32 protein-coding genes are annotated in these 19,555 nt (G+C 57.6%); all 32 read right to left on the reverse strand.

The genetic code is table 11. The features are described from left to right. Window positions 1-113: 113 nt before the first annotated feature. On the reverse strand, window positions 114-593 hold the full coding sequence (locus GF111_RS22680) for a phage tail assembly protein (RefSeq protein WP_080346915.1): 480 nt from the start codon (window positions 591-593) through the stop codon (window positions 114-116). A 9-nt stretch (window positions 594-602) separates the two neighbouring features. Then, window positions 603-965 (reverse strand): phage tail tube protein, encoded by a 363-nt coding sequence (locus GF111_RS22685; RefSeq protein WP_047730385.1) that lies wholly within the window; start codon window positions 963-965, stop codon window positions 603-605. A 9-nt stretch (window positions 966-974) separates the two neighbouring features. Beyond that, window positions 975-2,483, reverse strand: coding sequence for a phage tail sheath subtilisin-like domain-containing protein (locus GF111_RS22690; RefSeq protein ID WP_047730386.1), 1,509 nt, complete (start codon window positions 2,481-2,483; stop codon window positions 975-977). Continuing rightward, window positions 2,480-2,671, reverse strand: a complete 192-nt coding sequence (locus tag GF111_RS22695) for a DUF2635 domain-containing protein (RefSeq protein ID WP_224217761.1) — start codon at window positions 2,669-2,671, stop codon at window positions 2,480-2,482. The genes GF111_RS22690 and GF111_RS22695 overlap by 4 nt, the downstream gene beginning before the upstream one ends. 4 nt (window positions 2,672-2,675) lie before the next feature. Then, a complete protein-coding gene (locus GF111_RS22700; protein WP_047730388.1) occupies window positions 2,676-3,215 on the reverse strand; it encodes a DUF1834 family protein in 540 nt (179 codons plus the stop codon). Continuing rightward, a complete protein-coding gene (locus GF111_RS22705) occupies window positions 3,215-3,637 on the reverse strand; it encodes a gp436 family protein (RefSeq protein ID WP_047730389.1) in 423 nt (140 codons plus the stop codon). Before GF111_RS22705 ends, GF111_RS22700 begins: the two co-directional genes overlap by 1 nt. Beyond that, on the reverse strand, window positions 3,634-4,080 hold the full coding sequence (locus GF111_RS22710; RefSeq protein WP_047730390.1) for an HI1506-related protein: 447 nt from the start codon (window positions 4,078-4,080) through the stop codon (window positions 3,634-3,636). The genes GF111_RS22705 and GF111_RS22710 overlap by 4 nt, the downstream gene beginning before the upstream one ends. Window positions 4,081-4,141: 61 nt before the next feature. Then, window positions 4,142-4,414: a hypothetical protein gene (locus GF111_RS22715; protein WP_047730391.1), complete on the reverse strand. Its 273-nt coding sequence runs from the start codon at window positions 4,412-4,414 to the stop codon at window positions 4,142-4,144. A gap of 57 nt (window positions 4,415-4,471) precedes the next feature. Further along, the gene (locus GF111_RS22720; protein WP_047730392.1) at window positions 4,472-5,428 is read right to left on the reverse strand and encodes a Mu-like prophage major head subunit gpT family protein; all 957 of its coding nucleotides are present in this window, start codon (window positions 5,426-5,428) and stop codon (window positions 4,472-4,474) included. Next, a complete protein-coding gene (locus tag GF111_RS22725) occupies window positions 5,428-6,537 on the reverse strand; it encodes a phage protease (protein ID WP_047730393.1) in 1,110 nt (369 codons plus the stop codon). Before GF111_RS22725 ends, GF111_RS22720 begins: the two co-directional genes overlap by 1 nt. A 214-nt stretch (window positions 6,538-6,751) precedes the next feature. Beyond that, window positions 6,752-7,234 carry a phage virion morphogenesis protein gene (locus GF111_RS22730; protein WP_047730394.1) on the reverse strand — a complete coding sequence of 161 codons (483 nt, stop codon included), beginning with the start codon at window positions 7,232-7,234 and terminating at the stop codon, window positions 6,752-6,754. Window positions 7,235-7,245: 11 nt separating this feature from the next. Beyond that, window positions 7,246-8,565: a phage head morphogenesis protein gene (locus GF111_RS22735; RefSeq protein ID WP_047730395.1), complete on the reverse strand. Its 1,320-nt coding sequence runs from the start codon at window positions 8,563-8,565 to the stop codon at window positions 7,246-7,248. Further along, window positions 8,549-10,114, reverse strand: a complete 1,566-nt coding sequence (locus GF111_RS22740) for a DUF935 domain-containing protein (RefSeq protein WP_047730396.1) — start codon at window positions 10,112-10,114, stop codon at window positions 8,549-8,551. Before GF111_RS22740 ends, GF111_RS22735 begins: the two co-directional genes overlap by 17 nt. Continuing rightward, window positions 10,114-11,781: a Mu-like prophage FluMu protein gp28 gene (locus GF111_RS22745; RefSeq protein WP_047730397.1), complete on the reverse strand. Its 1,668-nt coding sequence runs from the start codon at window positions 11,779-11,781 to the stop codon at window positions 10,114-10,116. Before GF111_RS22745 ends, GF111_RS22740 begins: the two co-directional genes overlap by 1 nt. 2 nt (window positions 11,782-11,783) lie before the next feature. After that, window positions 11,784-12,362: a DUF3486 family protein gene (locus GF111_RS22750; RefSeq protein WP_047730398.1), complete on the reverse strand. Its 579-nt coding sequence runs from the start codon at window positions 12,360-12,362 to the stop codon at window positions 11,784-11,786. A 9-nt stretch (window positions 12,363-12,371) separates the two neighbouring features. Further along, the gene (locus tag GF111_RS22755; protein WP_047730399.1) at window positions 12,372-12,659 is read right to left on the reverse strand and encodes a hypothetical protein; all 288 of its coding nucleotides are present in this window, start codon (window positions 12,657-12,659) and stop codon (window positions 12,372-12,374) included. Continuing rightward, entirely contained in the window at window positions 12,656-12,961 is a 306-nt protein-coding gene (locus GF111_RS22760; RefSeq protein WP_047730400.1) for a DUF2730 family protein, read from the reverse strand. Before GF111_RS22760 ends, GF111_RS22755 begins: the two co-directional genes overlap by 4 nt. Next, window positions 12,954-13,172, reverse strand: a complete 219-nt coding sequence (locus GF111_RS22765; protein WP_047730401.1) for a TraR/DksA C4-type zinc finger protein — start codon at window positions 13,170-13,172, stop codon at window positions 12,954-12,956. Before GF111_RS22765 ends, GF111_RS22760 begins: the two co-directional genes overlap by 8 nt. A gap of 166 nt (window positions 13,173-13,338) precedes the next feature. Next, window positions 13,339-13,719: a hypothetical protein gene (locus GF111_RS22770; RefSeq protein ID WP_049193136.1), complete on the reverse strand. Its 381-nt coding sequence runs from the start codon at window positions 13,717-13,719 to the stop codon at window positions 13,339-13,341. Next, window positions 13,700-14,206, reverse strand: coding sequence for a lysozyme (locus GF111_RS22775; RefSeq protein ID WP_047730402.1), 507 nt, complete (start codon window positions 14,204-14,206; stop codon window positions 13,700-13,702). The genes GF111_RS22770 and GF111_RS22775 overlap by 20 nt, the downstream gene beginning before the upstream one ends. A gap of 118 nt (window positions 14,207-14,324) precedes the next feature. Further along, entirely contained in the window at window positions 14,325-14,750 is a 426-nt protein-coding gene (locus GF111_RS22780; RefSeq protein ID WP_047730403.1) for a Mor transcription activator family protein, read from the reverse strand. A gap of 82 nt (window positions 14,751-14,832) precedes the next feature. Then, window positions 14,833-15,255 carry a hypothetical protein gene (locus GF111_RS22785; protein WP_047730404.1) on the reverse strand — a complete coding sequence of 141 codons (423 nt, stop codon included), beginning with the start codon at window positions 15,253-15,255 and terminating at the stop codon, window positions 14,833-14,835. Between the two features lie 120 nt (window positions 15,256-15,375). After that, window positions 15,376-15,888 carry a gp16 family protein gene (locus GF111_RS22790; RefSeq protein WP_047730405.1) on the reverse strand — a complete coding sequence of 171 codons (513 nt, stop codon included), beginning with the start codon at window positions 15,886-15,888 and terminating at the stop codon, window positions 15,376-15,378. Further along, entirely contained in the window at window positions 15,863-16,072 is a 210-nt protein-coding gene (locus GF111_RS22795) for a hypothetical protein (RefSeq protein WP_047730895.1), read from the reverse strand. Before GF111_RS22795 ends, GF111_RS22790 begins: the two co-directional genes overlap by 26 nt. After that, entirely contained in the window at window positions 16,066-16,419 is a 354-nt protein-coding gene (locus tag GF111_RS22800; protein ID WP_047730406.1) for a hypothetical protein, read from the reverse strand. The genes GF111_RS22795 and GF111_RS22800 overlap by 7 nt, the downstream gene beginning before the upstream one ends. 71 nt (window positions 16,420-16,490) lie before the next feature. Beyond that, on the reverse strand, window positions 16,491-17,198 hold the full coding sequence (locus GF111_RS22805; RefSeq protein ID WP_053056862.1) for a hypothetical protein: 708 nt from the start codon (window positions 17,196-17,198) through the stop codon (window positions 16,491-16,493). Beyond that, the gene (locus GF111_RS22810; RefSeq protein WP_047730407.1) at window positions 17,195-17,626 is read right to left on the reverse strand and encodes a hypothetical protein; all 432 of its coding nucleotides are present in this window, start codon (window positions 17,624-17,626) and stop codon (window positions 17,195-17,197) included. Before GF111_RS22810 ends, GF111_RS22805 begins: the two co-directional genes overlap by 4 nt. Further along, a complete protein-coding gene (locus tag GF111_RS22815) occupies window positions 17,623-18,117 on the reverse strand; it encodes a hypothetical protein (protein ID WP_152903779.1) in 495 nt (164 codons plus the stop codon). Before GF111_RS22815 ends, GF111_RS22810 begins: the two co-directional genes overlap by 4 nt. Beyond that, complete coding sequence (locus tag GF111_RS22820) at window positions 18,107-18,373, reverse strand: hypothetical protein (protein WP_047730408.1); 267 nt, start codon at window positions 18,371-18,373, stop codon at window positions 18,107-18,109. Before GF111_RS22820 ends, GF111_RS22815 begins: the two co-directional genes overlap by 11 nt. Before the next feature lie 105 nt (window positions 18,374-18,478). Beyond that, window positions 18,479-19,003, reverse strand: a complete 525-nt coding sequence (locus GF111_RS22825) for a host-nuclease inhibitor Gam family protein (protein ID WP_047730409.1) — start codon at window positions 19,001-19,003, stop codon at window positions 18,479-18,481. 11 nt (window positions 19,004-19,014) lie between these two features. After that, the gene (locus GF111_RS22830; RefSeq protein ID WP_152903778.1) at window positions 19,015-19,284 is read right to left on the reverse strand and encodes a hypothetical protein; all 270 of its coding nucleotides are present in this window, start codon (window positions 19,282-19,284) and stop codon (window positions 19,015-19,017) included. After that, entirely contained in the window at window positions 19,277-19,543 is a 267-nt protein-coding gene (locus GF111_RS22835; protein ID WP_047730410.1) for a hypothetical protein, read from the reverse strand. The genes GF111_RS22830 and GF111_RS22835 overlap by 8 nt, the downstream gene beginning before the upstream one ends. Between the last annotated feature and the right edge of the window lie 12 nt (window positions 19,544-19,555).

Consider the following 19,555-nt stretch of genomic DNA (forward strand, 5'->3'; position numbering starts at 1 on the left):
TGTTAACGAGTTGCTCTGCCTGTTTGCAGTATCGAAGCAGTTGAGAAAGGGGCAGCCCCATCGCCCAGGTGGGGCCGCCCTTCATGATCATGCCGACGGCAATGGCCGCCTGCTCAATCTGTGCTCGACACCGCAACCACTCGCCCCCGGTTGGCGCTCAAAGAGGCGGCCTGCGCCAAATCGCGCAGCTCCAGCGCCAATGACAGGCGGTGGAAATCCGCCTGGCTAAGCTGGCGCAGCAGCGCCACGGACAGCGGGCCGTTGATACTGCCGACGGTCGCAATGCTACGGCGCAACATCTCGACGCCCATCTTGGACGGCGAGCTGACCAGCATTGGCCCCTCGGCGGTCGTGACCGGAATTTCAGAGGCCGTTTGTGCGTCAATCACATCGCCGGTGGTCAGCTCGCGGAAGGTCACGGCGTACTGCATCACGCAGTCGGCACCGATGCCGAACGGCAGGCCGTCTTTCAGTTGCAACGCGCCGGCTTGCAGCTCGGCCATAATTTCCTGCTCGAGCAGTGCGGCGGTTGTTGCCGGATCCTGCTGCGCCGTGTTGTCGGCCTGGGTGAGTTCAGTATTTACGTTTTCCATAGCAACCTCTTAGGCAATGCGCTTGCTGGCGCGGGCGGCAAACTTGGCGGAGATCTCCCCGCCGTCGGTGATGGTGGTGGCGTCGGACGTCCAGGCGTTCGCCATCATGTGCTTTTCGCCGGTGTCGGCTTCAAACTCGACGGTGACGTTATCCCAAGACTGGATATCCTGAACTGAGATACCGTTGCCGCCGGCGAGCTTGCACTCGAGCGTCGCCTCTTGCGGTTTGGCCTTGAAGCCCCAGACGCGGGCACCCTTGACCACTTCGCGCACGCTGCCTGACGGAGTAAAGGTGGCCCCTTCCATCGTGGGGAGTTCCTGGCCATTGACCCGGATGTAGGCGACGCCCTGATACTGGTTTGGGTTTGACATTGCGATTCCTTACAAAATGAAGCGGATTTGCTCCGCAAAGATGCGGAACTGGTTAATCAGGTTCGGGCCGGCCAGCACGTCGATGCGGTCGCGGTCGTTGGCGTTACGCTCAACAATCAACTCGTCCGCAAACTGCGTGAAGTTCTCCACCAGGCCGGCTTCCTCCCACTCGCCAAACAGGGCCAACAGCTCCGTTTTGATGATGGACGGCGTCACAATCGGTTGCCCTGGCGCAAACTGGGTGCCATCGTCAGCCAGCTTGTGGCGCGGGAATTTCTGCTGAATGCGCAGCCGTGTCGAGTAACGCAGGTAACTCAGCGTGGCGATGGTATTCACGTTGAGGTACGACGGATCCGGATCGCCGAAACTGTTGGTGCGGTACATGGTGATCAAACGCTCAATCTGCACCTCTTCGCCGTCATTGACGGTAAAGGTCGAAATCCCGTCGCACAGCAGCGAGTTACGCTCCGGCCAGGCAAAGCGGCTTTCCAGCGGCGGTGGCATACGATTGGGGATCACCAGCGTCTGCAATGGCCGGGCCGGATCGATGGTCAACGCCTGCGCGGCGACAGCGCAGATGCTGGCGGCCCAAAAATACTGCGGCTCCGGCGTTGGCGGTACGCCCATGCAGGAAATCAGGTGGTCATTGCGGCTGATGCCAAAGGCGGTAATGTCCCCCAGCGTGCCGTGATAGGACGTCACGGCGAAACCGTCAGCCTGATTAACCGGCCCCCAGCGATCGCGCAGCTCGGTGCGCAGCAGGTTGAGGTTCGGCTCGTCCAGGTACGGCATGACGATATATTTGTATTGCAGCTCGCCCATTGCCGCGATGCTGGCGGCAATATCGGGGTTGCCGGTATTGCCTGTCGGATACGTCACCGCCGCAATCACCCCAGGCGGCGTGGCCTCCTGGGTGTAATAGTTGAAACGCACGTCGGTGATGGACGAGCGACCGATAAACTTGGCCGTCAGTTTCACGTCCGCATGGGTGTCGTCTGCTTTAGCGCCGCCGGCATCGGGAACGGTCTCGGCAGTGACGGGCAGCTCACTGGTGTTGTTGATGAGCGTCGTCACCCGTTCGGCAATCTTTGCGCCGGTATCGTCTTTATAGACGGTCACGGCCAGACGCTTGCCGGCGACATACAGCGCCAGCACACCATTATCGGACGCAGTGCCGGACAGGGTGATGGTCGCGGCCACGGCGCTGCCGGTGCCGTTACCCTGGGCAATGCAATACAGCTCAGCCGAACGGTTGATCTCGATGAACTTTGCCACCATCAGCGCCAGCATGGAGCCACGCCCAAAGGCGTCATTGGCCTGGGAGGCGGAATACACCCGGAGAGGCGTATTGAGCGGCGCAGTGCCGACGGGCTTGTTACCGGTCATGGCGCACTGACCAAACATCAACACGCGTTGGCGAGGGGCCGGCGTGCCGGATACCGCGTTGCTGTTGTCAAACTCGATGTAGGTGAGCGGGACGCGGATATCGCCGCCAATCTCTTTAAATGAAATGCTCATTGCGCTTCATCCTTTGGTTTAGGGGATTTGGCCTTTTGGGTCTCGACCTCCACCACATCGCCATCAATCAGGCGACGCAGCCAGTAACCGCTGCGCGGCTTGCGATCGCCGTTGGCCGGCAATAAGGCCAGGGTGAGCGGATCACGCACGGCGCGACCGGGGGCCGGTTTAATTGTGAAATCTGACACGGCGTTACTCCTTAGGGGTTGGGCCGTTAACATTGATGTGAGCCTTGAATGCCGGCGTCCCGTCTGGCATTTGCCAGGTCTGATAGTGGCGCTCGAAATCGTCCAGCGTGGCAATATCCGGGCCGATGCTCACAGGGGTAATGGCGGAGAAGTACAACCCATAAAGGGCGACGCCCGCCGCATCCTGCGTGTCGGTATACAGGTTCTGCGCTTTGGTCAGGTGCATGTTGGAGGATGGCCCGAATCGCTGGCCGTTGATGCCACCAACAAGACGGTCGATCATCTGGTATATGCCCAGGTGATTGGTGTCCTCACCATTCAGGCGTTCAGCCACCACATAAAACACCCAGCGGCTCTCTGCTTCCGCGCGGGTGCGACCCGGCCCGAATCCCAGCCAGGCGACATAAATCGCCGGCGGGCTGAGAAGCATGTGCTTGATCGCCACGTCGTCCCAGGTGCCGGGATGTGTCCCGCATTGCTGCAAAGTGGAGCCAAACAGCGACTCGATAGCCTCGAGCAAGGCTTTTTCAGTGGTGGCAATCATCAGATGAACCCCTTTTGATCACGGGAAAACACCAGCGGATCGGAAATCACCTGGGCGTAATCCTCGCTTTCCGGCACGTCGCCGGCGCTGTCGGTGCCCAGGGGGATCTTCCCGTCTCGAACATCACGCAACCAGCGCAAGGCATCTTCATAGCGCAGGCGAGTCTGGTCGGTGGCGCGCTGATCGTTGAGGTAATAAAAGGCAATGGCGCAGCACTGTTGCGCCAGCGCCTGCGGCACCACCGACAGCGGCAGGACGTAACGGGCGGAGATATAGCTGTCAATCAGCCCGCCCGCGTCGCTCAGTGCCGACACGATAAAGGCATCGTCCGGCTTGCTGTCTTCGCTTTTGGCTTTGGTGAGCAGATCCAGGCTGCTTTTTTTATAGCGGGCCTGCATATCGCTGACGGTGGCGTAAATCATGCGTCGTCCTCGCCTTCCGCCAGGGCGGCTTCGATTTGCTTGCCGGTGACCTCTGCGCCGAGCGCGGCGACAACGGCAGCCACACGCGGTTTACCCGCCTGGGTAAAGTGCTCGGTGTTCTCGCTATCGAGTGATGCGACAGCCGCGCGGATTTGTGCCGGCGTTACGCCACCCACGCCCGAATCGTCCACGGCCCCCGGTTGCGTAGGTTGCAGCGCTGCCGGCGAAGATGATTCCACAACGAGGCACGGATCCTGCTCCAGGATGGCAAGCTGTTCAGGCGTAACCGGATCCAACGTGGTGCGGCCACGGGTAAAGGTGAAGCCCGCTCGGCGGTAGGCCGGGCGCGGACACCAGATAACCGCGCTGAAAGCTGTTGCCGAACGTGCTGGATCCAACGGCTCAGACTGTTGGTGATGTGTTTCAGGTAGTTGTGTAGACATGACACGCCACTCTCCCTTTAAACAGGTTTTAAAGTCGGGATAAACCCGGTTGAAATGCCGTTCAGAACACCGCCTGGATCGCCGACTGCAAATCCCGGTTCATCCTGGCCAATGTGTCCAGGCGAGAAGCCACCTCAACAAAAGCGGGGATTAACGCGGTGGCCTCTGCCGGCAGTTGCTCCGGGATAGGTTCGCTAACCGGCACCACGCCTAATGTGCGCCCCAGCTCTTGCAAGTCGCAGTACTGGCGGTAGTGCTCGCTGTAGAGCGCGCGCATCTGCTCAACCAGGGCAGGCAACGTCGGCGATGTGTCAGTGATGATGGGTGTACTCATCGAAATACTCTCACTTGAAAGTCGGAATATGGCGGGCAATGCCCGCCGCGCGAGGCCTTACAGGTAGTCCGCAACTACCAGTTTCAACTTGCCCTTCAGCTCGTTGGAAACAGTGTTGCCGCCGTCGGCGTACAGTTCCCGCTCCAGCAACTGCGTAGCCTTTTTCTCCAGCGATGGCGGGACGACGATATGCGTCGGTTTCAGGGCCAGCGGCTGGCCGCCGTCACCTTTGAAGGCGCGCATCGCTTGCCAACCCAGCCACAGGTTGTCGGCGGTCAGTTCGGCCTGCATGGCGTAAGCCATCTGCCAGAAGCCGTAGCCGACGTTGTTACGCATGGAGGCACCGAAGACGAACTCGTTGTCGGTGAAGGCCACGCCCTCGGCGATATTGGTTTGCGCCACCAGTTCCAGCTTGCGGCGGTTCTGGAAGATAAGCGGCTTCACGGCGCGGGAGCAGTCCAGCAGATACCAGCGCGGGCCGGCATACGGCGTCGCCGGATCGCCTTCTTTGGCGGGTGGCACCTGCTGGGTATAAAAGTTACTGACGCTTTCCGCCGTACCGGAGCCGTCGGCCTTGGGGTAGACCGGGTGATCGACGTCAAAGAAGTTCTGGCCGTCGTAGCAGGCGGTCTTGTCGCCATCGGCCAGCGCCTTGAAGGTCAGGAAGTCCGGCTGCACGCCGCCCTGACGCCCCAACTCCTGGAACATCGGGCTGTAAATGCCCAGGTTGTCGTCCTCGAAATCGTCACGGTTGATGCTGACGGTGTCTTCCCAGGTCTTGTTGGTGATGATGTAGCCGTGGGCTTTCAACTGCTGAATGACGCGCGCGCCGATCCACTCACGGAACTGCGGGAACTGCCCCAGCCAGCCGTAGGTGTTGGACTTGCTGGTTGACGGCACCGTCATGGCAATCTGTTGATACTGCGACGGAGCCGCCGTCAGGCCGCCCTGGAAGTCGCGACGAAAGCCCGTCATTAACGAGGTGATCTGGGCGGGAGTGATTGGGGTTGGCATTATTTGGCGTCCTCTTCTTTGGCCTTACGGAACTCGTCCTCGGTCATGCCAAGCAGGCGGCATGTCTGGATGTCTTCCGCTGACAGGGCCGCGACCTTGGTCGCCGGGGTGTCAACGGTCTGGGTCTGCATGGTGGCCAACGCCGCGATCGGCTGTTTGCCCTGCAACTGTGCGGAAAGCGCCGCAACGCCAATCTGGCCGCCCACCTGCTCGAAGTAGCTGCGCTCAGATTTGAAGATGCGGCCATCTTTCTCGGCATCGTCCAGGACTTGCGCCAGCGTCGCGGTGGAATGGTTGGCGCTCAGCGCGACAAAGTCGGTGCGCAGTGCGTCGTAGGTGTCGCGTGGCACATACTTGGTCAAGTCCACGGCCCCGGTTTTGGCAGTCTCTACCTCGGCGGACAAGGCGGTAACCTGGGTTTGCAAACTGTCGGCGCTGCCGGCTTTGGTTTGCAGCTCGATCACTGCCGACAGCGCCGCCGTGGCCTGCTCGTCGGTCAGTTGCGCGTTTTCGGGCACAGTAATGCCCAGCTTCGCCAGCAACTGGCGTAGTTTTTCATTCATGGGAAACTCCGAGGGTTGGAGGGCATTGAAGAGATCGTCTGCACTCAGTGCGACAACCGATTCCATGCCGGTCAGGCCGGGGTCACCAGTCAGAGCGACCATGCGCAGCTCAACCGGCTCGCCGGTCACAGTGTCATAGCCCATAACTGGCGACAGCCAGGCATATTCTTTGTCTTCCAGGCTCCGCACTGCCGGCGGATTCCAATCAGGTCGAACGTAAATGCCGGGTTTATCGCCATCTCGCCAGGCGAAATTGTCGGGACTGGCGTGAATGTATCCAGCAGCGGGGGCGGCTTCCCCCTTGTAAAGTGTTTGATGGTTGTAATCGACCTTGATTGGCTGATTAAGCGCCACAAGGCGTGACACAAGCCGTTCGCAAGTGGATTTGTCGATCAGCCAGCCTTCTGCTGGTTTTTCCGGACGCCCGTCGCGGGCCTTGACGCGGCCAGCAGGCATCAATTGACACCAGCCGTCACCGCCGATCGGCGCGAACATCGCGGAATTGAGTACCGCATAGGCAATGGAACATGCGTTTTGGGTTTTCATGCCACCAGTGTGCGGCGGGCGTGAGTGCAGGTGGGTTTACGGTGTCTCAGTTATTGCGGGGAGAATTGATTGAGAAATGAACGAAAATGCCAGATAACAACGGGGTGGCGCCGATCGCGGTTGTCAGTCGCTATCAAACCCGTTCAAACCCCGTTTAAAAACGCCGTGGTGCGTTTAACGAATTTTTAGCGCCCCGATGTGGCGCTATTGCATATTAGCCCTTTAGCGCGTCTTTGGCGCGGTTTTTGATATGTTCGTAAATATCCTGCTCGCCGGCATCGTCCAGCCCCATGTAAGGCCGTGCAGGGATCGCCGCTGGCCCTGGGGCCATACCTGCCTTGCCGCCCCACATGTGGATAGCCGCATAAATCTTCGGCGAGCCAATCAGCGCCCACGTCGGGCCGTAGTCGGTGGTGATGCTCCGCGCCAGATCAGCCCCCAGCGTTAAAATCTTGCCAGGGGTATAGCCGTGCTTTTCCCGCCAGGCTAAATACGGATCGCTCCAGTCGGCCCAATGCTGACCATTGACCGGGTCGGCTTCACGCTCGAAAGCCTGCTCGGTGGACGATTGCAACGCGGCGGCCACCACGCGGGTGATCGTCTTGCCATCGGTGCCCAGTGCTTCAAGCCGGCGAAAGGCATTTTTTAAACGCTGCACGTCGATAACGACGGCCAAATCCATGCTGCTGACGGCCATATTTCCTCCGGTTATTCTGCCTGGTTTATCGTGCCCTGGATAATCTGATAATCACCGTGCGCAATCTGCCGCTGCAATGTGGCCACGTCCTGCCGATAGGCAGACGTTAACGCCTCCAGCATCTCTGCCTCCTTGCCATTGCCGATCGCCACTTCTGCCACGACCATCGTATCGGCATCGCTGCTGCGGGTCACATAAAGCAACCGATGCTGCTGGGGATCCCACAAGACCGCTGCCGGGCTGTCGGTGATGGTGGCAAGGCGCGCCGCATCCGCCGTAGCCAGACGACGGGCTGCGGGCGCATCCATCAGGCTGCCGGCATTCATCGCCAGCAGTCGCGGCACCGGTTGACCGGTACGCGCGTTGACTGCATCGGCTACCGATTCAGACACCAGCCCCAGCGCCTGCACCGTGGAGACTGCCGACGTTGCCCCCAGCGTGCGTTTGGCCCACAAGGTAAAGGCCAGTTGACGCTCATGGCTGCCATTGAGCACCTGCACGATCTGCTGACGCAGCCCGGCATCGGGCACCTCAATCATTTTGCGGATCATCGACTGGTCGGTACTGAATGCCGCCGAGCCGGGATTGTATGACCAGCCCACATCCGGCGTCATGTTGACCTTGCCGTTGTTAAAGGTGGTCGAGGCCGTCTGGAAGATTTCGCCGGTGGTTTCATCGATGCCGGCATCGACGGTTTTGGTCTGGATAAAGGACGCGCCATAACTGACCTTCAGCCCCAACGCTTTGAGGCGTGCCGCCGACAAGGCGCGCACACGACACCTGCACCGCCAGCCGTTTGGCGGGTAATGGGTTTTCCAGAACGGATCGTCAAAGCGGAACACCATCAGATTGAGGGCAGCATGAGCAGGCCGGGTGCGGCTGTCCATCACCGCCACATACTGCCAATACGGGAAGGCGTCGGCGGTGTTCATCATCTGCGCATAACGCCCGGCGTTGTAGGCGGCGCGGGTATTGACATCATAAATCAGCGCCAGCCGGCGCGGGCTGCCAAGCTGGATCGCTTTGGCGTTGCCCTGGCTATCGACCGCGATTTGTTTGCCCCACCAACCGAGCTTTTGCAGGCGGGGCGTCAGGGTGTTGATAAACTCGTCGCGGGTGATCCCGTCATGAATGGCGCGCTCAACCTCGGTGCGCAGCGTCGTGAGTACGTCCATGCGCGCCGCTTTGGCTACTGTAAAAGCGCGGGCGTGGGCGTCGGTCAGTTGCTCGTACCAGTTCCAGGTAATGTTGTAGCCCTTGGCCCGGAAATAGGCCACGGCCTCCTTGGGCGGCAATCGCGCCGCATAACCCAGATCAACGGTCTGTGGCATCTAATTGCCCCCACAGGTCAGCAACAAACAGGGCGCGCGTCATGAGTTCAATCAACTCACTGTCGTCCATCTCACTATAGAGCGAGGCAGCACGCTGCATGGCGGCCTCCGGCCCCTCGGCGATAATGGCGTCAATGACCGGTTTCAGCACGGGGTCGATAGCCGCCTGCAACTGCTGTGCGCTCACGCTGTCGGCCAGCTTGTCCATATCGTCTTTGGCCGGCGGTTCGCCAGGCAAGTCGGTGGCAGACAGCGCGGCGCGCCCACTCACGGGCAGCGGCGGCAATTCGGACTGCGCCTGGATACGGAAAACTGGCTCGCCGGACTGCGCCTGGGGAATGCGCAATTTATCGTGGATCCAGGCGGTAGGAATGTCCATACCGACCGCAAGCTTGGGAATGGCATCCGCATAGGAGGCGATATCCTCCGGCTCCGTGGTGTCGAACGTCAGGCGCGGCAAGCGACGAGGATCGAGAGCGGTCGCCGCATTGAGGGCTTGCAGCGGGAAAATCAGATCGCGCGTTACGGTGCGCGCCAGCTGGGTCAAGTCGGCGTTGCGTATCTCCTTGCGCACCTCGTTATGCACTTCACCCAATGAACGTGCGCCGGTGGTATCGGTTTGGCTGGTGAGTGTGCCGCCGAGTATGGCTTTGGAGGCAGAGCGTTCGGCCCAACTGATCATCGCCTGGAAGGGATCGGCCTGACCGCTGGCCGCAGACTGAAACTCAAGCTGCATCCCCATCGGGATAATACCGCCGGCACGGCGGCCAATGTCCATGACGGCCTGCATCAACGTGGCTTTCTCGCGGCTGCTGGCCCCTGACGGGAATTTGCCCACGCGCATTGGCAACCCGTAGACCTCCAGAAACTCGGCAAAATCGCGCACCGAATAATTCTTGAAGATAAACGGCCAGATAAGGGTGCGCACCAGCCCCAGGGTGCCGGCATAGCCCGATTTGGATTTAGCCTGGTGACGTACCCAGCCGAACGGCTGGAGCGTCTGGCCCTCGTAACTGTTGTCGCGCAGGCGCAGCTCGTTCAGGTTGTCGGGGTTGGAGCAGAAAAGCGCCGGGTCGCGCCAGTGCAACGCTTTCGGGCAGCGGAACTTACCGAGCCAGCCCCACTCGATCTCCTGCATGGCGTAGCCTTTCAGGATGGCGTCCGAGGCATCAAACAGTCCATCTTCAAACCAGGCAGCGTCGCGCAGATACTCATCCAGCATCTCGGCGTCTTTCTTTTCGGCGCTGCTGGCGTTCGGTGGCGGTTCGATACTCCAGGGGACGCTCTGGATAGCCAGGCGTCGCTTGCCCAGCTCCGAGAAGATGTGCGTATCCTTTTCCTCGATATCGGTCGCCAGGTCTGCCTGGCTGGCCAAATCACCGCGCTCAGCGTCACGCAGGATAACAGCCGCCCGGTTCGGCGTGATGCCCGACGAGGGGTGCTCCTGATAGCGATTTGCCACCATCGACAACTCTTCGCGCTGGGTCTGCATTCCTTCATCGAAACGGAACGGCTGCCCGGTGATGTCAACAATCCGACTTTCTGCCATTACCAGCACCCTCGTTCAAATTCATGATAATCATCGTCGTCCTCACCGCTATCGGTGCGATCGCGCGCCGGGATAGCCCGCACGCTGTCCTCGTCAATCACATAGCCATTCATAAATGATGCCCGGACAGCCATCGCCAGCGAGACGGCGAAGTCGCCATGACGTTTGGCGCCGCTGGTTGCGCTGCCTTCGTCTTTGGTTCGACCCTTGTCTATCTGCGGCACACCTGCCACCACCTTGATGTGCAGCAAATCGTCAAGGGTGCTTTGATGGCGGGCGAGGGTCAGGTTCTGCGCCTCAAACTCGCCCTTGAGCTTGGGCATCCACTCGGCGTACCACTTGGCCGACAGCATCACGCAGTCGATCATCTCCGGCCCGTACTTCAGACGAGCCGCCTCCGCCAGGTAGCCGCCGTTGCCGGTGGCGTCGAACGCGGCCCCGATAAAGCGCGGCAACCGTTCCAGGATGAAAAACATCACCTGCCGCTGCTGGTCGTAGGTCAGGTTGCGCAGCTCGACCCGGAAGCATTCGCGCTTGCGCAGTTCGGCGTCAATCGCCAGGGGCGTGAAGACCGTCAAATCCCCCCGCCGCGCGAAGTCCTCACCAAAGCTGTGATGGTGCAACGGGTTGAGCGCCGCCAGCACCGGCGCGAGGTGTTCTTCGCACCAGGCGAGCACATCGGCCTCGCGCTGCTCCGGCGTCCAGGTTTCAAAGTCGTCGGCAGCCTCATAGCGGAAGATCGGAATATCGCGATCAAGCGTCATTGCCGCTTCAATCTGGACACGCGAGAGGTAAGCGCCGCCGGATTTTTTCGGCACGCAGCCGTATTCTTCGTCGGCGCTCTCTTTGTTGGGGGCGTTTTTGTAGAGCTGGTCGCGCCAGGCCTTCTCGGCCTCTGCTGACCAGGTCTGACTGGTTACGTAGCAGATACGCTTGTACAACCCCTCGGCGATGGCGTCGTCGAGGGTGATACGGTGCACGCTGTAGTCTTTGCGGCCTTCGCGTGCATCTTGAATATACTGATTGAACAGGTTATCGACGCCGTTATGCGTCGAGATGATGCGCACCCGTGCGCCCCACATGGTCAGCGCCAGCGCCGCTTTCAGCAGTTCATCCAGGCTTTCATGGAACGCCGCTTCATCGATAACCACATCGCCTTGCAAGCCGCGCAGGTTGGATGGGCGGGAGCTCAGCGCCTGGATCTTAAAACCGCTATTGGGAAAGCGGATCATGTACAGCAGGATTTCTTCGTTCTTCTCGCTGTCCCAGAAGGTCTGTTCATAGACGTCGGCCTGCGCCAGCTGGTTGAAGGCGCGGGCGAACAGCGCACAGGCAGCGATATACTCCAGCGCCATCTCCTGCTTGGAGCCGACGTAAAACACGTTGCGCCCGCCACGCCGGCGAGGCTTGGCGGCGGTAAGCACGTTGCGGCCAGCCTCCGCCCAGGTCAGACCGGTACGGCGGGATTTTTCCGCGATACAAATCTGGCTCTCGTCCTCAAACCAGCGCTGCTGGTAGGGCAAAAACACCGCCTCGGCAATCGGATTGAGAGCAGATACATCGGTCTGAATATCTACGCCCAGCTTGGTGGCTTCTTCCTGCAGATCAATCAGGCGCGGATCGCCACGGGCGATTAAGGTCGGTTTATCGGACTTTTTCGCCGCCATAATCAGGCTTTCCCCAGCAGGACGTTACGGATTTTTTGCTCAAGCGCTTCACTCATGCCGTCCTGGCCGCGCAGTTCTTCACTGACGGCTGCCGCCGCTTCTTCGGCATACGCCAGTCGGATCTCTTTCTCGCGCTTGTGGCTGGCCATCGCCGTCGATTCCAGGCGCTGGGCCGCCAGCATGGCGTTTTTCAGCATGTCGATATCGACTTCCGCTTCGGGGTTTTCTTCCTGGCGCATCATGGCCTTAAACAGCTGGGAGCGGCCCATTTCCAGGATGATCTTGGTGGTTTCGCCGGTGGGCTTATCCCCCAATTCTGCCGTGAGTGCGGAGGTCATTTCGCGCAACTGGCGCAGGTTATGGCCGACTTTTTCGACCGACGTCGCATAACGATTCAACCCGGAGCGTGAGAGTTTCAGGTCTTCCGGCAAGCCAGCTTCATCAATCAGCGCGTTGATCTCGTCCAGGATTTGGGCTTGCGGAATACTGCGATCGCGCAGCATTTCATGCAGCGTGCGTTTCACCTCGGCAGGCAATAAATCAACCTTGCTGGCCCGGCCCCGCGTGGGTTTCTTGTCCATTTGCCCCCCTTAGCGCGCCCGTGGCTTTTTGACGCCCGGCACATTAACGCGGCCCTCGGCCACATCCTGCCCGCGCCCGGTAAGCGTCACGACGAAGAAACCGCGCAAGTCTTCCACGGTGACAAGTTGCTGTTCGGCCAGCCAGTGGATCAAGGTGCGCACCGCATCACGCGAAACGTTATGCCCCCAGGCATCCAGGCAATCCTGCAAAATGGATTCGTTGGCCTCGTTGTTGCAATCCATCAGCGAACGCAAGATCACGAGGCGGCGATCCTGCGTCAAAATATCGTCAATCATGATTTACTCCGGTTTACGGCCTGCTCAAGCAGCAGGCCCAACTGATGAGAGAAAGCGTTAAGCTGTGAAGCCACCTCGCGGATATCACCGCGCAGCTCCATCATTTCAAGTTTCAACGCGCTAACCGCATCAACGGTCGGCAGGGTTTCATACTTCGCCTCCAGTTCGCTGAGGCGGGCTTCCACTTTTTTCATAGCGTCGGTACTCGCAAATGAACGTCGGAGATACCATAAGGCAAAGGCGATCACCGCATTGCCGGCAACCAGGAGCACGTAGATCCCGGTCATTCCAAAGCTATTCATGGCGCTTTTTCTCCCTCAGTTCCTGACAATCAACGCAACATGCCGCCTGCGGCAAGGCGGCCAACCGCGCCGGGGGGATCGGATGCAAACAATCTTCACATTCACGCACCGCCGTGACAGGCAAAGCCTGCGAGGTATGGCGTTGCTGTCTGGCGAGCTGTTCGGCTTGCCAGCGCATCTCGGCCTCAAAGGCCATATCCAGGTTATCCATGACTTAACGTTCCAGTGGTTGCCGGCGCTGCTGCTCTATTTGGCGCAAGGCGCGTTTATCGGCATTACAGTTCTTGATCACCGCCAACAATTGCAGGTTGTAATCAACGCTTGCGCCGAAGGTAAAAGGCTCCGGCACGGGCGGGACGATGCAATCGGCCAACAACTCAGGGCTGACGCCGATCGGCGGGAGCGCCACGAATGTCGGCGGCGGCGTTACGCACGCGGTCAGCCACAGCGGCAGGCACCCGCACAGCAGCAGCCGGCACCGCTTCCAGTTCCTGGCGAACGATGACGCGCACGGTCTCCATGTGTTGGGTGTTCTGGCTTTTTTCTTCATGAGTGGCCTCGGCAATCGCATTGAATAAGGTCATGGCGCGCTGCTGGTTGCCCAGGATGAACTGCGCCGTATCCCGTTGCCGGGTCAACTGCTGATTATCCTGCGCTAGACGTTCGGCACGCTGTTGGGTGTAAGCGCCCCAACTGCCCAGGCCTGCAATGACCAGGAGAAAAAGCAGCGGGACAGAATTAGTAGATAACCAGGTCATCGTCTGACTCCATACGGCACAACGCACGCTCAGCCTCGCGGCGGGTGATCAAGCCTTTCCACTGCACGCCGCCGGCAAACGTCCAGCGGCGCATTTCATCGCAAGCGCCCCAAATGTCGCCCTGATTGAGTTTTTTGAGCAGGGTGGACTTGCCGAACGCTGTCGGGCCGACGTTGTAGATGAAGGTGGCAAGTGCCGTCTTGCGGTACTCGTTGAGCGGAATTTTTACCTGGCGATCAAGGGTGGCGAAAACCGGCTTTAAATCCTGATTAAGCAGCGCCTCACACTCAGCGTCTGAGTAGTATTTGCCGGGGATAATGTCCGGGCCGGTATGACCGTAACAGACGGTCAGAATGCCGACCGGGTCTTTATAGGGGGTATGGCTGACGCCCTCAAACCATTTGACGGTAACGGGCGTCATGGCCAGCGCGCCACCGGTGGCGACGGCAATCAGTTTTAAGCGCAATTTATCGGGTAATGCGGGCATGTTTTATCGCTCAGTCGATCTCATTCGACTCAGGATAAAGAAAGGGGGTTAGCGGTTGGGATTCCGGTGTCGCAGTACAAACCCGCCTTCTCGAAGGCAGCCGGCTGCACTGGATTACTTAGTGCGAGGAAAAGAGATCAGGTTGAGCACGGCGAACATGCAAGGCGCGTTGCTGTGCGATAATGGTATAGATTTGAGTTTGCCCCAGACCGTAGGCACGACGCAACTGTTCCACGTTGCGACCGTCGAACCGGCTGTAAATCTGGTCGTCACGCAGGGCATTCATCAGACGATCGCCGCTGGGCAGATAATACGAGCGACCGCCCATGTAATGCGCCAGCGCCGCCACCAACTTGCGGGCCTGCTGGCGATTATCGCCCGGCACCGTCTGGCGGCCCAGTTCATTTTCCAGCACGTCCATCAACGCCACCAACATCTGCGGCCATTGGCGCTCCATTTCTGCTGCCGGGATGCAATCCAGGTGATCGAGCAACTGCCCGACACGCGGATCATCTTCAAAGAGATCGGTTTGAGTCTCAGCCATAATGCCTCCTGATCGTGTGTACGTTTGCGAAGGTAAGTATATAAAAAATCCCGCGATAATGCGGGATTTTTGACACGGTAGGCTACTTTGTGCGTTTACAGGGGTAAATTTTATTGAATTTTATAAGATCACGAATCCCAAGCTTACCCTTACTTGCGACAAAAAACTCCATGTAAGCAGTGTTACGTGTTGAAGCAAAAGCATAGTTTGTTCCCTTGCCGTCCTCTGTCGCACTGGGCTTTTCATACAGAGTAAACATTTCACCATTATCAAGGTTCGTCCATGAAGCCATGTCAACCCCCATATGCAACCTGGTTCCATTACATTGCCAGAAGCCAGAAGCGGGATTCTTCGCGACTTCCTGCTCGTCTGGCGTTGCATTGGGCTTATCCTTTCCCGCCATAATATCCGCAACAATTTCTGCATTGCTTGCTTCATTCTCATTTGCAGCTGCCACGGTAGAAAAACAAGCGCTCATCAAAATCAGACCTACCAAATGTTTCATCGTTTCGTCTCTCCGTAACCAAGATGAAAAAACATATCAGAGTTAACTCATTCATCACATTGATAAAATGCAGTTCAGTTACATCAGTATAAAAAAATCCCGCGATTACGCGGGATTTTATCACTGTCGCCGTTGCTGGCGGTACTGTCGACACACTGCGTCATAGCCACGCGGGGGATCACTCAACGCCATCGCTTCCACCATGCAGCGCCGATGCCACCGTTTTAAACTCTCCAGCACCACCGTTGCATCGCTGCCCCGCAACCAATCCAGCCTTGCGATCCCCACACCGCCGTTGCTGTTATGGGTAATACGTTTGACATAACCGTTGATCGCCTCGGCGGTATCATGCTGGATAAAACCTTCCCGATGCATGGTGTGCCAGATGGCGCGGATTTTATCGGTAACACCCGGAGCGCCTTTAGCTTGGGATTTAGCCGACGTAGAGGTCGGCTTAAAGCCTTTGGATTTAAAGTCACTCAGTACCTTCTCCAACTCAGGGAGGCTCATATCCCGACAACTGTTCTTGCCAGGAACGGCGCAGGCCAACAAACTGCGGTAGGTTTCTTCATCCAGTTGCAATTTGCGGCGGGCAACGTGGATCAACTTAATCAGATGCGCTTTGGTTGCCATCGCCGCCGTCCTCGTCCCGGTAGACCTCACCACACATCAACACCGCCGTTGGCCGACGGGCTTGCAGGCGAGACAGCATTTGTTGGCATTGTTGCTCGGTCTGATAAATCCGCTCGGACACAGGCAACGCCTCGCAGGCATCGAATCCACAAGAGGAAACAAAAAGCGAAAAGCCGATCAGCAGCATGGTAATTCCTCCACATCGTCCATGTCGGGCGGTTCCGGCGCATACATCCAGTGTGTCACTTCGGCACCTTCATCATCAACGGGCCTGCCGCTGATTTCACTGATATACAGCCCCTGATTGTCGAAATGACCGGGCAGCAATTCTTCGTTGCTGGTGAACATCAGCAACGATTGGTGCATATGCGGGGAACCCTGGGACACCGGCGTCCAAGTTTCCGCTTCGCGGGTGTCACAGAACGACACGCCTAGCAGGTGGCCACCCAGCACATCCTGATGGCTGTGGAGCGCTGGCGGTTCATCGAACTGCACGTAAAGCGTCACGATGTTGTCTTTTGCGTTATCCATTTATCAGCTCCCAATACATATAGCCCGCGAGACTGCAACCGATGCCCCATAACATAAGCATAAACAGAGATTTATTCCGCATGAGGGGCATGAACCTCGCTATGATCAAATGGCAAATACCGCAGCACATGGCTGGAAACGTCTTCCGCCGTACTTCCGCAAATACAGCGGCCTAACCGAATGTCAATGTAAGCCGTTATAAATTGTGGCCAGCCCTGGGATTGCTTGTCGGCATCCAGTTCGGCAACGATATAGACGCTCTCGCATCCCTGAACACCGGCGGCCAGGCTTCGTACCCATACCGGAACCACTGCCCCCTCAACCCAGGGAAAGGCTTTGCGGCTCACGCATTCGTGCCGTTGTTCCAGGTGGTAGTAGGGTTGGCCGTCTTTGGTGGCTTTTGATACTGAACCCTGCGCAACCCGATACCGCAATAACGCAGAAATGCGCGATGCACCGATCCCCGTAAACTCCGCCAGTTCTTTCGAGGTCATATCCCGTTGCGTTAGCGCCGCGATAATCTGTCCGGTAAAGCTATCGACGGGTGCTGTCGTCACAACAGCATGGGGGATTCGGACTGCGGCCTGAACAGATGGCGCAGGCAACACAACGGAGTAATACCCATTGCGCTCAGCAAAACGCTCAGACTTTACGGCCTTGCGCAAGGGCGTGATGATTTCTGCCGGCGTGACGTCCAGCTCGGTTGCCAGCTGCGAACACGTCATCGACTGGTGCGACAAAAGCGCATCGATTTTCATCAAGATTGCATTGGTAGTCATGGCAAGATCTCCATCAAGTCAGGATGTTTAACCGTCAACCCGTCGATCTTCTTGAAATGGCTCACCACAGCTTTTGCCGAGGGAAAGAACGGCTCGAACCGTTCTTTTTTCTCCAATAAATACGCATTTTCCTTTTGTTTTAAATAACGCTTAAATCCGCGCTCTTTCTTCATTTGGTTTAGAAAACGTTGGTGCGGGTTATAGACAATTTTCCGGCTATAGACTTCCGCCATTGGATGGTAGTTTGGCGAGTCTGGATCCCAGCCAGGAAGGTACATCTTTCCATTAATATAAACGGCGTAAACCAGCTTGGTTTCCTTAATCAGGCAACGCTTGACAGTGAGTTCATTACCCTCGTGTAGGAAATGGATCGCCATGCCGTTTTTCAGCGCGTTCTCAAGCCCCATGCATTGCTGCTTGTCGATCATGATGCCCCTCCTTGCTGTAACGCCTCGCGCTCCTGCTGCTGGGCTTCGCGGATCATGAGTTGGGCGGCATACATCAGACGACCAATCGCCACACGGGCATGTCGGGCTGATTTACGGGGGCATTCGCCAACCATGCGCAGCGATTGGGCTTCCCCAACGTGATAAATCGCCTCATCCAGCAACGCCAGGGACGATGCCGGTTCAGCAATCAGCAGATTATCGTCAGGCATGGCGAGACGCTTGGCCAGCCTCACCAGCTTGCGCTCTTTGGCGCGATCGATATGACAGGCCAGGCCGTTATGACGCAATTGTTCGAGCATGATCTCCACATCGGCGGCTTCGTCCGCCAGTTTCGCGCCATTGGCTTTATGATTGACGAAACGGCATGCTGAGGCGGACAGCTCGCTGCATTCCTCCGCTAACACCAGCACCTGGGCGTCGTAGCCCCATTTCGCCAGCGCAGCATCGTATAAAGCAGGTTTATTCATCATCGGAATCGTCCTCGTCGTCAGTGGCGCGAAGGGATAACGGAAACGCTTTGAATTGCGACAAGGCAATGCTTACGCCAACTTTCAACCATTGAGCCTCGGAGGAATCTGCTGCGATAATCTTATCGCGGCCATCTTCCGCTTTTAGGTTGATGTCCACGGTGCTATCAATAATGGTTTGGCAGTTCTCCACTCGGTTCTGGTGCCATTCGATAACACCGTTCAGCATTTCAACTAATTGCGCATCTTGAGTTTTCATATTAAGGCTTTCCTGAATTTAGGGCGCACGGTTCCATGACGCGAGCGCCGTAATTAAATTAATGTCAAAGATGAATTAAATAATAGAGCGTGACGTGGTGATTAATTACACCCCCGCATCCTGTTCAAATGGCACAATGGCAAAATCCTCAATACCGGTTTTGACCGTAATTCCTGCCACACCGCTGACGGCGCTCGGTTCGTTGAGGATCGCTTCTTTGTTGATTTCCTCCTTGCGGCGAATAAAGCGCTCGAGCCCTAGACGTAGCAAGGTTTCAATCACCGAGTCCGTGCCACGGATACCCACCGACGGCGGGCGATTACGCCATTGCACCTCGCCTGTCACCAGGTTAGCGCTTTTGGATTTGCCGTTGTTGGTCAACTCGGCACGATTGGCCTCACACCAGCCCTGTACGCCTTTTTGCAACAAGGCCAGGTCTTTACGTATTTCATCAAGTTGCGGTGCGTATTGCTGGGTGATCGCGCCGATTTGGTCGTTCATCTGTGTTTCCAGGCGGATCATTTCGCGTTGTAAATCGCCAATCTTGCGAATATCGCAAGTTACGTCTTCTTTGGTTTGCGGTACGTATACCGCAGCAGCGCTCTTGATACGTTTAACTTTAGCGGCCATTTTTACTCCGATTAATGTGTGGTTGACGATGATTTATAAAACGTGCCTTTAGCCTCTACATCTCCGGCAGCCCTGCGTTTTTCCAGGTAAAGGTCGCTGGCGGCTTTAATGATGTCTGGAGCCGCTTTGTGCAGAATGGCGATAAGTTGCTCGGCATGGCCGGGATTATCGCGATTGAGTCCATCAACGCTGACATTGACATTCACAGGAATGCCGGTAACGCCAGCTTCTTTAACGAAGGTGGCCGGTGATTCATTAAATTCGAAAGTAATTTTAGGCATGGTTATTTAACCTCAAGTAAGTGGCTTTAATGTGGTCAGAGAAATTAATGAGCGCGTCCAGCGCTTCTCGCTGGCTTGCGGCCTCAGGGATACCCGGAACCAGCATGTCGTCATTAATTCTGCAATGCCGGGCGCTAATCATAACGGCTTCTCGCAGTGGTGCCTCCTCGCCGGAATAAATCGGCAGCGCGCCATCAGGATATGTTGTGCCGAACTCAATGAGTCCTGATGCCCAGGCATAAGCAAATATTTTCCCCATTCTTTATTTCCT

It is taken from the genome of Serratia sp. HRI, from assembly GCF_010119335.3.
Classification (GTDB): Bacteria; Pseudomonadota; Gammaproteobacteria; order Enterobacterales; family Enterobacteriaceae; genus Serratia; species Serratia nevei.